The 12,970-nt window shown below is 75.6% G+C and carries 15 protein-coding genes; 6 read left to right on the forward strand and 9 right to left on the reverse strand.

The annotated features are described in order from the left end of the window. Positions 1-29: 29 nt before the first annotated feature. From glgA to G1H19_RS08735, 3 genes are all read left to right on the forward strand, one after another. Positions 30-1,202, forward strand: a complete 1,173-nt coding sequence (gene glgA, locus G1H19_RS08725; RefSeq protein WP_162392768.1) for a glycogen synthase — start codon at positions 30-32, stop codon at positions 1,200-1,202. A gap of 98 nt (positions 1,203-1,300) precedes the next feature. Beyond that, positions 1,301-1,768: a hypothetical protein gene (locus tag G1H19_RS08730; RefSeq protein WP_152729928.1), complete on the forward strand. Its 468-nt coding sequence runs from the start codon at positions 1,301-1,303 to the stop codon at positions 1,766-1,768. 40 nt (positions 1,769-1,808) lie between these two features. Then, positions 1,809-2,327, forward strand: a complete 519-nt coding sequence (locus tag G1H19_RS08735; protein WP_152729929.1) for a hypothetical protein — start codon at positions 1,809-1,811, stop codon at positions 2,325-2,327. An 82-nt stretch (positions 2,328-2,409) separates the two neighbouring features. On the opposite strand, the gene G1H19_RS08740 is transcribed toward G1H19_RS08735, so the two are convergent. From G1H19_RS08740 to G1H19_RS08760, 5 genes are read right to left on the reverse strand one after another with little or no spacing between them, the layout of a single operon-like run. Further along, positions 2,410-3,000 (reverse strand): nitrile hydratase subunit alpha, encoded by a 591-nt coding sequence (locus tag G1H19_RS08740; RefSeq protein ID WP_152729930.1) that lies wholly within the window; start codon positions 2,998-3,000, stop codon positions 2,410-2,412. Continuing rightward, complete coding sequence (locus G1H19_RS24460) at positions 2,997-3,269, reverse strand: SH3-like domain-containing protein (protein ID WP_162392769.1); 273 nt, start codon at positions 3,267-3,269, stop codon at positions 2,997-2,999. Before G1H19_RS24460 ends, G1H19_RS08740 begins: the two co-directional genes overlap by 4 nt. Then, entirely contained in the window at positions 3,262-3,543 is a 282-nt protein-coding gene (locus G1H19_RS24465) for an SH3-like domain-containing protein (RefSeq protein WP_152729931.1), read from the reverse strand. Before G1H19_RS24465 ends, G1H19_RS24460 begins: the two co-directional genes overlap by 8 nt. A 21-nt stretch (positions 3,544-3,564) precedes the next feature. Beyond that, positions 3,565-4,809 (reverse strand): RNA polymerase sigma factor, encoded by a 1,245-nt coding sequence (locus G1H19_RS08755; RefSeq protein ID WP_152729932.1) that lies wholly within the window; start codon positions 4,807-4,809, stop codon positions 3,565-3,567. Next, positions 4,806-5,159, reverse strand: coding sequence for a YciI family protein (locus G1H19_RS08760; RefSeq protein ID WP_162392770.1), 354 nt, complete (start codon positions 5,157-5,159; stop codon positions 4,806-4,808). The genes G1H19_RS08755 and G1H19_RS08760 overlap by 4 nt, the downstream gene beginning before the upstream one ends. Positions 5,160-5,311: 152 nt before the next feature. Between G1H19_RS08760 and G1H19_RS08765 the strand changes: the two genes are divergently transcribed. Then, a complete protein-coding gene (locus G1H19_RS08765; RefSeq protein ID WP_162392771.1) occupies positions 5,312-6,451 on the forward strand; it encodes a spore photoproduct lyase family protein in 1,140 nt (379 codons plus the stop codon). A gap of 6 nt (positions 6,452-6,457) precedes the next feature. Here the strand turns inward: G1H19_RS08765 and G1H19_RS08770 are convergent, their stop codons facing one another. After that, positions 6,458-7,198 carry a hypothetical protein gene (locus tag G1H19_RS08770; protein ID WP_162392772.1) on the reverse strand — a complete coding sequence of 247 codons (741 nt, stop codon included), beginning with the start codon at positions 7,196-7,198 and terminating at the stop codon, positions 6,458-6,460. A 112-nt stretch (positions 7,199-7,310) separates the two neighbouring features. On the opposite strand from G1H19_RS08770, the gene G1H19_RS08775 reads away from it, so the two are divergent. Both G1H19_RS08775 and G1H19_RS08780 read left to right on the forward strand, forming a co-directional pair. Then, entirely contained in the window at positions 7,311-7,730 is a 420-nt protein-coding gene (locus G1H19_RS08775; protein ID WP_162392773.1) for a hypothetical protein, read from the forward strand. Between the two features lie 565 nt (positions 7,731-8,295). Continuing rightward, entirely contained in the window at positions 8,296-10,344 is a 2,049-nt protein-coding gene (locus G1H19_RS08780; protein ID WP_235909716.1) for a DUF222 domain-containing protein, read from the forward strand. A gap of 108 nt (positions 10,345-10,452) precedes the next feature. Here the strand turns inward: G1H19_RS08780 and G1H19_RS08785 are convergent, their stop codons facing one another. The 3 genes from G1H19_RS08785 to G1H19_RS08795 all read right to left on the reverse strand — a co-directional run bounded on the left by G1H19_RS08785 (position 10,453) and on the right by G1H19_RS08795 (position 12,898). Next, positions 10,453-10,752: a hypothetical protein gene (locus G1H19_RS08785; protein WP_152729936.1), complete on the reverse strand. Its 300-nt coding sequence runs from the start codon at positions 10,750-10,752 to the stop codon at positions 10,453-10,455. Positions 10,753-10,946: 194 nt separating this feature from the next. After that, a complete protein-coding gene (locus G1H19_RS08790) occupies positions 10,947-11,783 on the reverse strand; it encodes an undecaprenyl-diphosphate phosphatase (protein ID WP_162392774.1) in 837 nt (278 codons plus the stop codon). Positions 11,784-11,899: 116 nt separating this feature from the next. Further along, positions 11,900-12,898: an App1 family protein gene (locus tag G1H19_RS08795; RefSeq protein ID WP_162392775.1), complete on the reverse strand. Its 999-nt coding sequence runs from the start codon at positions 12,896-12,898 to the stop codon at positions 11,900-11,902. Between the last annotated feature and the right edge of the window lie 72 nt (positions 12,899-12,970).

The raw sequence follows: 12,970 nt of genomic DNA on the forward strand, positions 1-12,970 counted from the left end.
CACCACCCGTTCGCCCTAGGGTGACGGACGTGCGCGTCGGAGTGATCACCAGGGAATGGCCGCCGGACGTCTACGGCGGGGCAGGTGTGCACGTGGAGCACCTGGTCGCGGCGCTGCGACAGCTGGAGGGCGGCCCGGACGTCGACGTGCACTGCTTCGGCGGTGCCCGGGACGACGCCACCGGTCACGCCGTCCCGCCGGGCCTGACCGGTGCGAACGGTGCGCTGCAGGCGGTCGGGGTGGACGTGGAGATGGCCGCGGCCCTGGCCGGTGCCGACGTGGCGCACTCGCACACCTGGTACGCCAACCTCGCCGGGCAGCTGGCCTCGCTGGTGCACGGCGTCCCGCACGTGGTCACCGCGCACTCGCTGGAACCGCGGCGGCCGTGGAAGGCCGACCAGCTCGGCGGCGGCTACCGGCTGTCCTCCTGGGTGGAGCGCACTGCCTACCTGGCCGCGGACGCCGTCATCGCGGTCAGCAACGGCATGCGCACCGACGTGCTGGACGCCTACCCCGACCTGGACCCGGCGAAGGTGCACGTGGTGGTCAACGGCGTCGACGCGGAGGCCTACCACCCGGTCGACGACCCGGACGTCGTCCGCTCGATGGGCGTGGACCCGGACCGGCCCTACGCGCTGTTCGTCGGCCGGATCACCCGGCAGAAGGGGCTGACCCACCTGCTGGCCGCTGCCGAGCAGCTGCCGCCGGACGCCGCCCTCGTGCTCTGCGCCGGCGCCCCGGACACGCCGGCGGAGCGCCAGCAGGTGGCCGACGCCGTCGAGACGCTGCAGGCCCGCCGCAGCGGGGTGGTGTGGATCGAGCAGATGGTGCCGCGGGAGAAGCTGGTGCCGCTGATCACCCGGGCGACCGTGTTCGTGGTGCCGTCGGTGTACGAGCCGCTGGGCATCGTGAACCTGGAGGCCGCGGCCTGTGGCACCGCGGTGGTCGCCAGCGACGTGGGCGGCATCCCCGAGGTGGTCGCGGACGGGCGCACCGGCCTGCTGGTGCACCACGACCCCGACGACCCGGTCGCCTTCCAGGCCGGCCTGGCCGAGGGGATGTCCGAGCTGCTCGCCGACCCGGCCCGGGCTGCCGCCATGGGTGCGGCCGGGCGGGAGCGGGTGCTCGCCGAGTTCGGCTGGCCGGCCGTCGCGCGGGCGACCATGGACGTCTACGCGAGCGTGCTGGCCGCGCGCGCCTGAGCAGCATGCTGTCAGCGGGGACCAGCCCGGTCGCCGGCGACCGCGCGTCCCGGCAGCGGCGCGCGGCGCGTTGCACCGGCCGAGCACTGGTGCGGCAGGTGCCCGCAGGGGTCTTCTTCGGCGTGTTCACCGCCCTCTTCGGCGACATCCCGTTCTCGTGGCTCGATGTGCTCCTTCGGGCGGTGCTGTTCATCCTCGTCACGACGGCGATCACGATCGGCCCGCATCTGTGGCGCACCCGGGACGTCCCGGCGGGCGTGAGCATCTCCCCGCGTCAAGAGCGGACCGTGCTGGTCGACCGAGACCCCGAGTTGGCTGACCGCATCGTCGGGGTGCTGGAGTCGCTGCCCGCCGAGGTCACGTCGGCCGACCCCGTGTCCAGGAGCTTCGTGGCCAGGACCGCCGGGCGCTGGGGCACCCGCGAGGAGGTCGCGGTGACGCTCGTGGCCGGACCGGACGACCGGTGGACCGCCCGGGTGACGAGCACACCGCACTGGCCGGTCGATGCCGACGGAGGCCGCGGGTACCGCAGCGTCACCGCGGTCGCCGAGCACCTGCGGGACTGACCGGGTCGACGGCACCGGCTGCGGCGCCGAGGATGGACGCGTGCACGCCCTCCGCGCCTCCCTGCTGGTCGTGGCTGTCGGCGGGCTGCTGTTCGGGCTGCTGACCGGTGTGGTCACCGGCGCGGCGTACGACTCCGCGCGGGTCGGCGTGGGCACCGGTGTCGGCGTCGGGCTGCTGTTCGGGCTGCTCTCCGGCGTCGCCGTGGGCGCCGGGATGCTCCTGCTGCGGCGCGGGGCGGCAGCCCGGGAGCAGCCGGTGCGGGCGCAGGAGGCCAGCGTCGCGGTCACCGCCCGCCCCGACCTGCCCGACCGGATCGTCGCCGTCCTGCGCGCGCTGCCCGCGGAGGTCACCGACGTGGACGTCGCGGCCGGCCGGTTCGCCGCGGTGACCGCCGCCGGGCGCCGCAGCTGGGGCAACGACGTCGTCGTCCAGCTGACCGGGCACCGGGACGCACCGATCGCCCGGGTGACCAGCACCCCGCGCGGCCCCGGCCGGCCCGCCGACCAGGACGCCGGCCTGGAGCAGGTGCACACGGTCGCCCAGCGGCTCGCCGGCTGAGGCTCGAGTGCGCGGTCGGGTCGGCGACACGGGCGGACACGCCGCCCGTGTCGACCCGGACCGCACGGTCGAGCCGCCGGGGTCAGAGGAGGGCGGTACCGATCAGGCCGTTGCGGGTGACCAGGGCGGCCAGCTCGGTCTCCGACAGCGAGCCGGTGCCCGCCGGGCGCACCGGCAGCACCATGTACCGGGACTCGGCGCTGGCGTCCCACACCGAGATCCGGACGTCGTCGGGCAGCGTCGTCCCGAACTCGGCGAGCACGCCGCGTGGGTCGCGCACCACGCGTGAGCGGTAGGCCTCGCTCTTGTACCAGCTCGGCGACGGGCCGAGCAGCGCGATCGGGTAGCAGGAGCACAGCGTGCAGACCAGCACGTGGTGCTCGGTGGCGGAGTTGGCCACCACCTTCAGCCGCTGCTCCTGGATCCCACCGGCCATCGACAGGCCCACCTCGGGCAGCGCCGCGTTGGCGTCGGCCAGCAGCCGGTCGCGGAAGCCGTCGTCCACCCAGGCCCGGGCCACGATGCGCGCCCCGTTGGCTGGGGAGCCGCCGGCCAGGAACTCCTCGATCCGCCGGTCGACCTCACCGGCGGCGATCACGCCCCGCTGCTCGAGCAGCGCCTCCACCCGGCGCACCCGCTCGCTGATCGCCGAGCTGCCGTGGTCGGAGCTCATGACACCGCCTCCAGGTAGCTGTCCCACACCTCGACGGTGACCGCGTGGTCGCCCGTCCCGAAGAGCTCCGTCGCCTCGAAGCGCACGTGCCACACCGGCTCGGCCGCGCCCGGCAGGCCGCGCGCCCGGTCGTCGGCGAGCGGGTGCACACCGGCCCGCTCGACGACGGTGCCGAGGGCCCCGCGGGCGTAGCGCGGCAGCCGGGTGTGCCCAGCCGGGTCGACCGAGCGGGTCCGCACCCGGTCACCGGGCACGAAGCGGTCAGCCACCGAGCTCGGCGGGCGTCGCGACGCCCTTCTCCGCCAGCAGCGTGGTGATCGCGGTGAACCAGCGCTCGTAGTAGGACGCCGCCAGGTGGGCCTGCGGGTCCATCCGCTCCTGCGCGTCCCGGAACTCGTCGAGGTTGTAGACCCCGGCCTTGATCAGCGCGCCGTTGAGGGCGAAGACGTGCGCCTCCCAGTCGGCGTGGAACGGCGGCTCGTCGGGTTCCTGCACCACGGCGGGGAAGCCGACCACGCCCCCGACGTCGTTGATCCGGCTCATGCCGGCATCCTCCCGCACCGCTCAGCCGGTCGTACCGGCCAGCCGGCGCCGGATGAAGTCCTCCTCCGGGGGCGAGGGCCGGCAGTCCAGTGCCTGCTGCCACGCCGCCACGGCCTCGCCGCGGCGGTCGAGGCGGGCCAGCAGCTCGGCCCGGCAGGCGTGCCACAGGTGCAGCCGCCCCAGGCCGCCCACGGCCTCCAGCGCGGCGAGCCCGGCGGCCGGGCCGGCCAGCTCACCGACGGCGACGGCCCGGTTCAGCCGCACCACCGGGGTGTCCTCCACCCGCAGCAGGGCGTCGTACAGCGCGACGACGTCGGCCCAGTCGGTCTGCTCCAGGCTCGGCGCGCAGGCGTGGCAGGCCGCGATCGCCGCCTGCAGCTCGAACCGGCCGGCGCCCAGCCGGCTGCGCCGCAGCGCCGCCTCGACCAGCCGGGCGCCCTCGGCGATCGCGTCGGCGTCCCAGCGGCTGCGGTCCTGCTCGGCGAGGGTGAGCAGCCGGCCGTCGGCGTCGGTGCGGGTGGCCCGGCGCGCGTCGGTGAGCAGCATCAGGGCGAGCAGCCCCTGCAGCGAGGACTCGTCCGGCATCAGCTCGACCAGCAGCCGGGCCAGCCGGAGCGCCTCGTCGCACAGCTGCGGGCGCACCAGCGTCTCGCCGCCGCTGTGCCCGGCGGTGAACACCAGGTGCACGACGGTGGCCACGGCGGTGAGCCGCGCGGGCAGGTCCTCGGCGTCCGGCACCCGGTACGGGATCCCGGCGACGGCGATCTTCTGCTTGGCCCGGGTGAGCCGCTTGGCCACCGTCGCCTCCGGCAGCACGAGCAGCCGGGCGACGTCGGCGGTGGCCAGCCCGCACACCGTGCGCAGGGCGAGCGCCACCTGGGCCTCGACCTGCAGCGCCGGGTGGCAGCAGGTGAACACCAGCCGCAGCAGGTCGTCGCGCACGACGGAGGCCTCCGGTGGGCCTTCCGGTGCGTTCAGCGCGGCCACCTCCACGGCGTCGGCCTCCTTGCCCACCCGGGCGGCCTCGCGGCGCAGCGTGTCCAGGGCCTTGTTGCGCGCCACGGTGGTGAGCCAGGCGCGCGGCTCGTCGGGCACGCCGGTCACCGGCCACCGGCGCAGGGCCGTCTCGACGGCGTCGGCGACGGCGTCCTCGGCGACGGTGAGGCTGCCGGTGGTGCGGGCGAGGGTCGCCAGCACGCGGCGCCCCTCGTCCCGCACCACGTCGGCCAGCCGCTGGGCGGCCTGCTGCTGTCCAGCGCTGGTCATCCGGCCATGGGGATGACCGGTCGCAGCTCGACGGCGCCGTCCCACGCCGCCGGGATCTGCGCGGCCAGGGCGATCGCGGCGTCCAGGTCGGGGGCGTCGAGCAGGAAGAAGCCGGAGAGGACCTCCTTGGCCTCGGCGAAGGGGCCGTCGGTGGTGAGCACGTCGCCGCCCTTGCCGCCCTGGACGCGCACGGTGGTGGCCGTCGACGTCGGGAACAGTGCGGCTCCACCGGTGACGGCCGGGCCGGCGACCTGGCTGAAGGCGCCGTACTCGGCCATCACGGGGCCCTCCTCGGGGGCGGTCCAGTCGGCGTCACGGCTGCTGTACAGGATGGCTGCGTAGGTGGGCACGTCGATCTCCTCGGGGGCTGTGGGCGGCGTCGGTCGCCATCCTCTGCGCAGTGGACGAACGGCGGACCGCCAGAAGGACACCACGTCCCGGTGGGTCCGGGACACACCCGGCGCACCGGAATGCAGCTGCCGGTCCGGTCGCTGCACAGGGCGTGCCGGCCGCTGCTGACCACCTGCCGCTGACCCTCTTCGACTCCCTGCCCGACCAGACCCCTCCCCCGCCCAGCACCGACCTCCCCCGCCTGCTGCGGGTCCGCGAGGTGTACGCCGAACCCGCGGCGCTCGCCTCCCCGCGCGGGCAGCAGGTCCTCGCCCGCTTCCCCGACGCCGAGGTCGTCGAGGTGCCCAGCCACTGGCAGATCCCGGAGCTGCACGGCAACGCCGGCAACGTCGAGCGCTGGGTGCGGGTCAAGAGCGAGGTGCTCGTGCTCGGGGTGAAGAAGTCGCTGACCGCCCGGGAGAACGGCCGCTCCACCAACTGGATCGCCCCGTCGACGTCCAACGGGTGCGCCATGGCCTGCGCCTACTGCTACGTGCCGCGGCGCAAGGGCTACGCCAACCCGATCACGGTGTTCACCAACATCGAGCAGATCACCGGCTACCTGCGCCGGCACGTCGCCCGCCAGGGGGTCAAGCCCGAGCCCGACCAGTGCGACCCGCTGGCCTGGGTGTACGACCTCGGGGAGAACAGCGACTGCTCGGTCGACGCGCTGGTCAGCGACAACGTCGCCGACCTGGTGGCCCTGTTCCGCACGCTGCCCACCGCGAAGGCGTCGTTCGCCACCAAGTTCGTCAACCGGCAGCTGCTCGAACTGGACCCGGCCGGACGCACCCGCGTGCGCTTCTCCCTCATGCCGCACGACGACGCCAAGCTGCTGGACGTGCGCACCTCCCCGATCGCCGAGCGGATCGCGGCGATGGACGACTTCGTCGAGGCCGGCTACGAGGTGCACGTCAACTTCTCCCCCGTCGTGCTGCGCCAGGGCTGGGAGGCCGACTGGACGACGCTGCTGCAGCAGCTGGACGACGAGCTGTCCGAGGCCACCAAGGCGCAGGCGGCGGTGGAGGTCATCATGCTGACGCACAACGCCGACCTGCACACCGTCAACCTCGGCTGGCACCCCAAGGCCGAGGACGCGCTGTGGCGCCCGGACCTGCAGCAGCCCAAGCGCTCGCAGAACGGTCAGCTCAACGTGCGGTACCGCAACGACGTCAAGCGGGCCGGGGTGCAGCGGCTGCAGGAGCTGATCGACCAGCACGCCCCGTGGCTGCGGGTGCGGTACGCGTTCTGACGCGTCCTACGGCCGGTGCCAGATGCGCACCGGCCCGGTGGGCGTGAAGCCCGCCCGCCGGGCGGCGTCGAGGTCCTCGCCGCTCTCGTAGCCGACCAGGAGGCGCCCGGGGAACAGCTGCGTGGCGGCGTGCACGACCGCCGCCCACGTCGCGTCCGGGTCCTGGCCGTGGGACACGACGCAGGACACCCCGACGACGTCGGCGCCGGTGCTCAACGCCGCCGCCCCCACCGGTCGGCCACGCTCCCGGACGGTCACCAGCCGCACGCTGGGGCAGGCCGCGAGCCGGGGCGTGACCACGTCGGTCAGGCCGGTCAGCGACGTCCACGCGGCCAGCTCGTCCGGCTCGTCCAGCTCGTCCGGCTCGTCCGGCTCGTCCGGCTCGTCCGGCTCGTCCGGCGAGCGCACGATCGTCCAGTCGGGTGTCCCGGCCGGGGCGCCCGGCGGGCGGCACGTCCACCAGGCGTCGACGACGGGCACGAACCCGTGCTCGTCCAGTGCCAGCGACGCGTGGCTGTCCTCGACCCAGCAGGACGCCTGCCCGTCGAGGCCGGCCAGCACCTGCTCCGCCGTCGTGCCGGGGCCCAGGGTGATGCGGTGCGAGAACCAGCGCGGCGGGTCGGGCGAGGACCACACGTGCGCCGTCCGGCCGGTGCGCCGGCCCAGGGAACGGCAGACCGCCTCGCACCAGGCCACGTTGTCGGCCACCGCGGCCGCGACGGCCGGGGACGGGTCGCTGCTGGTCATCCCCGGCACCGTAGACGGCGGCCCGCGGAGCGGGGCGGTGCTCGGGAGACGGTGGCCTCGCTCGGCACTCCTCCTCCGGTCGGCGCGCGCTCGACCGGGGCAGACTGCTCGGGTGACGACGCAACCGACGCCGGTGCGGGGACGGCCCGGTGAGGTGGTCCTGGCCGCGGCGGGCGGCATCTGCACCCTGCCGATGACCGCACTGGTGGCGGTCTTCACCGACGTCCGGGGCCTCGCGGTCGCAGCCGCAGCCACCGGCGTGGTCACGGCGGTCGGCGTGCTGGTGCTCGCCCTGCGCCGCGGGCGGTCGACCCTGTTGGCCGCGATGCCAGCGACGGCCGCGATCGTCGTCCTGGGCTGCGCCACGGACCCGGAGCTCGCCTCCGAGGGCCCGGTCGGCGTCGCATGGGCGGTGGCGTTCCTCGTGGTCCCCGCGGTCGCGACCACCGTCCTCGTGTCCCGGCCGGCTGTCCGGTGCTGGTCGTCCGACGACGACAGCGACGACGGCCGCGGACCGGCCGCGGCCGGTTGACCCGCACTCCCTCGTCGCCCACCCAGCAGACGACCCGAGGAGGCGCGACCGGGGTGCGCTGGGAGGTCACGGAAGGTGTCCGGACCGGATCACCCCCGCGCGTTGCCGGCCACCACCGGGCGGACCGCTGCACCCGCATCCCGCCTGTGCTGCTGCCCGGCCTGCCCCCCGGACGACCCGCTGGCAGAGCGAGACACGCGGGGGCGCACACCACCTCAACACGAGCTAGTGACAGTCTGCGCCCGCCTCCACAGCGCAGTCCGTGCAGCTCAGAGGCTTGCCATTCGGACAATTCGAACATATGATCGAACACATGGCGGCGACGGCACCTCCTCGAACGGCACGCCGCCGCGTCCCCGTCCCGCCACACGTCGGCCCAGCCGTCGACGCCGTCCCGGCCGCACGGACCGGCCCGCCGGTCGGACGCTCGAGCGGTCAGCTGGGCGACCTGCAGGCAGCGGAGTGGGAGATCGGCCGGCTGACCGCGGCGCGATACCGAGCTGCGGCGGCCTTCGCCCGCACCCGCCCGGCGTGCCTCGACCGTCCGGCCGGCACGCTCGGCGCCATGTCCGCCGCGACCCGGGCGGCCCGGCCCACCGCCCTGCAGGACGTGAGCGAGTGGGCGCCGCGGGAGCTCACCATCGCGCTGTCCATCGGCCATGCGGCAGCGCAGCGCCTGCTGGAGCACGCCCTGCTGCTGGTCGACCGGCTGCCCGCGACGCTCGTGGCACTGGAGTGCGGCACCGTACACGCCGGGCACCTGCGGGTGTTCCTGGAGCAGGTCGCGCCCATCGACGACGCGGCGGTGCGCAGCACCGTCGAGGCCGACCTCATCGCCTGGTCGGCCGGGCAGGTCACCACCCCCGCCCAGCTCGCCGACCGGGCCCAGCGAGTCGTGCTCCGGCTCGACGCCACCGCCGCTGCGCGCCGGCTGGAGCGGGCCATCCGCTCGCGCGGCGTGTACCTGTCCGCAGACCGGGAAGCCGGGATGGAGCAGCTGACCGCGGTGCTGACCACGCCCGAGGCACGGGCCTGCTGGCAGGTCCTCGGCGCCTACGCCGACCTGCTCCCCGACGACCCCGACGCCGCCTCCCCGCGCACCCGGGCGCAGAAGATGGTCGACGTCCTGCTCGACCTCGTCCTGCGCCCGGGCGCCGTCGACCTGCCCCCGGTCCAGGCCCGGCTCACGGTCGTGGCCACCGTCGAGACGCTCGCCGGCGGTGACGCCCCCGGCGAGGTCGACGGCCAGGTCGTACCCGCGGAGATGGTCCGGCACCTCGCCCGCGGACTCGGTCTGCTGCCCGAGCCGAGACCCCCGGCGGGCGTTGCAACGCCCGATCAGGATGCCGTCGGTGCCCCAGCAGGCGAGAGCGCCGACCCACGAGCGGGCATCTCGGGGTCCCCCCGCCGGGGCGCGAGCTGGCCGGACGAGGAAGTACGCACCGGTGACCACAGCGGGCACGACCTGGTCGGCGCACAGTGGGGAGCCGCCCCCAGCGACGAGGAGCGCCGCCTGCTCGCCGCCGTGCAGGCGGAGGAGCGCAAACCCGTGGACCAGCAGCGGTGGCCGGTCCGCGAGCAGCTGCCCCCGGAGCTCGCCGACTCCGACCTCCCCGACGTCGACGACGACGCCGGCTGGGCTGCGCTCTGGCAGGACTGGCGTGCCCGGGAGATCGCCGCCGCGACCAGCGCCTGGGACGCCGAGCCCCTCCCCGACCCGGTCCCGCGGCGGCCGCGCAGCCCCCTGGCAGGTCCTGGCGACGAGTCCACCTGCCCCGGTCGGTCCGCCGCCCGCAGCACAGCACCCGCGTGCGGCACGGAGACCGACCTCCCGGGATGGTCAGCCGTCGACGACGTCGTCCAGGCCGCCAGCCGACTGCTCGAGGACAGCCGACGAGCGATCGCCCGAGCCCGCCACGACGTCGCCACCGCCGAACACCGCGCCGCCGCCGACGAGCGCGCCCACGCCGGCTCGCCGGCCGGCCGCCTGACCGACGCCCGGACCAGCGTCGAGGCGCTCACCCTGCTCTCGGCCGATCAGCGCGCCACCGTCGGCGACCTGCTGCTGCGTACCGGCGGCGGGGGTCTGGTCGACCGGCCGCGGCTGGCCGTGGTCGACGCGCTCACCGGCACCCTGCTGGCCCTCACCGATGCACCACGGCTTCGCCGTCTGGCTCACTGCGGCCGACGGGCCTGCGCCCGCCGCACCCGGCCCTGCACCCACGACCTCACCGACCGGCCGGGTCTCCTCCCGCCACCGCCGACGCCGGGGTACCGGCCCGGGGCGGAGCTCGACCGCTTCGTGCGCGCCCGCGACCGGCGCTGCCGGTTCCCCGGCTGCCGCAACCGGGTGCCGCTCGGCGGCGAGCTCGACCACGCCGTGCCCTACCCTGACGGGCCCACCAGCGCAGCCAACCTGGGCGGCTACTGCACCCGGGACCACCGCGGCAAGCACCAGGCCCCCGGCTGGCAGCACGAACTGCACGCCGACGGCCGGCTCACCGTCACGACCCCCACCGGGCTGACCACCACCACGCGCCCACCGGGCTACGTCGACGCGCCACCAGGCCCCGGGACACCGCCGGGCGCCCACACCGACACGCCGCCGTTCTGAGTCGGCCGGCTGCCGGCATCTCCGTGCACCACCATCGACCAGCCGGTGACCGTCATCGGGGTGGCCGTCGCCCACCCAGCCGGAAGCCGGTCGTCCCGGCGACGGCGGTCAGCGCAGGCGCGGGTTGCTGCGCGTCCAGCCGCGATCGTCCCGGCGGACCCCCAGGGCGGCCCGGCACCGCCGGCAGACCTCCTGCACCTCCTCGGCGTGCCGGCCGGACTCCGGCTGCACGTCGCTCCACGGCACGTGCGGGAACCGGGCCAGCCCGGACCGGTACAGCGACAGGCCGCACACCGTCTCGTTGCGGCCGCGCTCCCAGGCGTGCACCTCACCTCCGGGGTACCGGACACCGTCGTCGGGGTCGACCCACTGGCCGGCGGCCGCGACCGCCGCGTTGCGCAGGACCATGGGCGTCCCCTACCCGACCGCCCCGCGAGCCATCCGCGTCACCGTCGGCACGCACCTCCGCCACCCCGCGCCACACAGCCCGCAGTCGGCACGCACCTTCCACACCCCCGGCAGACAACGCGCCGGCGGCACGCACTCCCCCGCGTCGCCGTCCGCGCGTAGGACTCCGGCACGGTCCACCCGACCGGCGCGCGTCAGGTGGCGCTGAGCACTCCCGTCGTCAGCAGCCCGGCCAGCAGGACCCCCAGCCCGACGCGGTACCCGACGAAGACGGTGATCGGGTACCGGGCGACCAGCCGCAGCAGCCAGGCGATCGAGGCGTACCCCACCACGAAGCTCACCGCGGTGGCCAGCAGGGTCGGCCCCCACCCGACACCGGCGGAGACCGCGCCACCCTCGCGCACCGCCTCCAGCGCACCGGCGGCCAGCAACGCCGGCACCGACAGCAGGAACGACAGCCGCGTCGCCGCCACCCGGTCCAGCCCGCGCACCAGCCCGGCGCTGATCGTGGCCCCGGACCGGGACACCCCGGGCACCAGCGCCACGCACTGCACCAGCCCGACGACCAGCGCGTCCCGCACACCCACGGAGCCCTCCCCGCGGTCCTGCCGCCCGTGCCGTTCGGCGAGCACCATCACCACGCTCCACGCGACGAGCGCCACGGCGACCACCCACAGGCTGCGCAGCGGCCCGGACACCAGGCCCTGCGCCAGCAGGCCCACCACCCCGATCGGCACCGAGCCGACGACCACCACCCACGCCTCGCGCCAGGCAGGCAGCCGGCGGGCCTCCGCGCTGACCAGCCCCCGGAGCAGGCCCGCGACCAGGCGGCCGATGTCCGCGCGGAAGAAGAGCACCACGGCCAGGATCGCGCCGGTCTGGACGATCGCGGTGAACGCGGTGACCCCCGCGTCGTCCACCTGCAGACCCAGCAGCTGCTCCGCGATGGTCAGGTGACCGGTGCTGGACACCGGCAGGAACTCCGTCAACCCCTCCACCACGCCCAGCACCACAGCCTGCAGCACGTCCACGTCGTCCACTCCCCGGTCGTCCGGCACCCACCCGGCGTCGCCCGGCGCACGGCAGTGTGCCCACGCCGACCTGGACGTCGCTGGACGTCAGCTGGACGGGACCTGGACGGCGGTCCTCAGACCGGCTGGTCCCGGCCGCCGAGAGCGCGCACGGCGTCCCGAAGCACCAGCCCGTCCGGGCCCGAGACGACGGGCACGGACCCGAGCCACTCCACCCGCGCCGGCCCGTCCGGCACGGCCAGGTCGCGCAGCAGGATGGCCCGCACCCGGTCGGGCGCCTGCGCGGCGAACTCGCGGTAGAGCACCGGGTCGTGCTCGGTGGTGTCACCCAGCAGCGTCCACCGCACCGACGGCACGTCGTCCACCAGCCTCCGCAGCGACGCCCGCTTGTGCGCCCGGCCGTCCCGGAACCACCGGTCGGGCTGCACGCCCCAGTCGGTGAGCAGCAGCGCCCCCGGCGGGAAGCCGTTGCGGTCCAGGAACCTGGCCAGGCTGCCGGCGAAGTTCCACGGCCCGTTGCTCAGGTACACGACCGGCACGGGCACCGCTGCGGTGGTGAGTTCCCGCAGCAGCTCCGACATCCCCGGCACGGCCCGGCGCCGGGTGGGCAGCTGCACCAGCGTGCGGTACGCGGCCAGCAGCGGCGAGGTCATGCCGGTGACCAGCAGCGTGTCGTCGAGGTCGCACACCACGCCCTGCGCCGCCCCCGGGGCGGCCAGGTGGGCCACGGTCCCGGCCGAGCGCCCCTCCACCCGCAGCACCACCGGCACCTGACCGCGGCCCTGGAGCTCGGTCGGCAGGTCGACGGTCACGTCGACCAGCCCGTTGCGGTCGCTGACGGTCTGCGCCACGTACCCACCCACGTGCACCTGCACCTGCGTGCCCGGGCTCTCCAGCGTGAGCAGCCGCTGCCAGCCCGGCAGCGGACGTCGGCGTTCGGGCCGGGCGCCGGCCGGGGCCAGCAGGACCCGGCCCAGCACCCGCACCCGACCGCCACTGCCGTAGCCGGGGTGGGCCAGCACCGTCGGGGTCCAGCCGCGCCGGCGGGCGAACCGGGCCAGCAGGTCGCGCACCCCCGTCTCCCAGCGGTACGCGACGGCGGGGAGGCTGCTCACGCGGACACCCTGCCACCTCGACGGCCACCGCACCTGCGGCCCGCACCCACCTGCCGGCCACCCCTCGGGGTG

The organism is Goekera deserti (assembly GCF_010685995.1).
Classification (GTDB): Bacteria; Actinomycetota; Actinomycetes; order Mycobacteriales; family Geodermatophilaceae; genus Goekera; species Goekera deserti.

What these genes read in the sequence shown, in the direction of transcription:
- G1H19_RS08740 (WP_152729930.1), bottom strand. Translation starts at nt 3,000, where the DNA reads ATGAGCTCCGACCACGGCAGCTCGGCGATCAGCGAGCGGGTGCGCCGG.
- G1H19_RS24465 (WP_152729931.1), bottom strand. Translation starts at nt 3,543, where the DNA reads ATGAGCCGGATCAACGACGTCGGGGGCGTGGTCGGCTTCCCCGCCGTG.
- G1H19_RS08755 (WP_152729932.1), bottom strand. Translation starts at nt 4,809, where the DNA reads ATGACCAGCGCTGGACAGCAGCAGGCCGCCCAGCGGCTGGCCGACGTG.
- G1H19_RS08770 (WP_162392772.1), bottom strand. Translation starts at nt 7,198, where the DNA reads ATGACCAGCAGCGACCCGTCCCCGGCCGTCGCGGCCGCGGTGGCCGAC.
- G1H19_RS08780 (WP_235909716.1), top strand. Translation starts at nt 8,296, where the DNA reads ATGTCCGCCGCGACCCGGGCGGCCCGGCCCACCGCCCTGCAGGACGTG.
- G1H19_RS08785 (WP_152729936.1), bottom strand. Translation starts at nt 10,752, where the DNA reads ATGGTCCTGCGCAACGCGGCGGTCGCGGCCGCCGGCCAGTGGGTCGAC.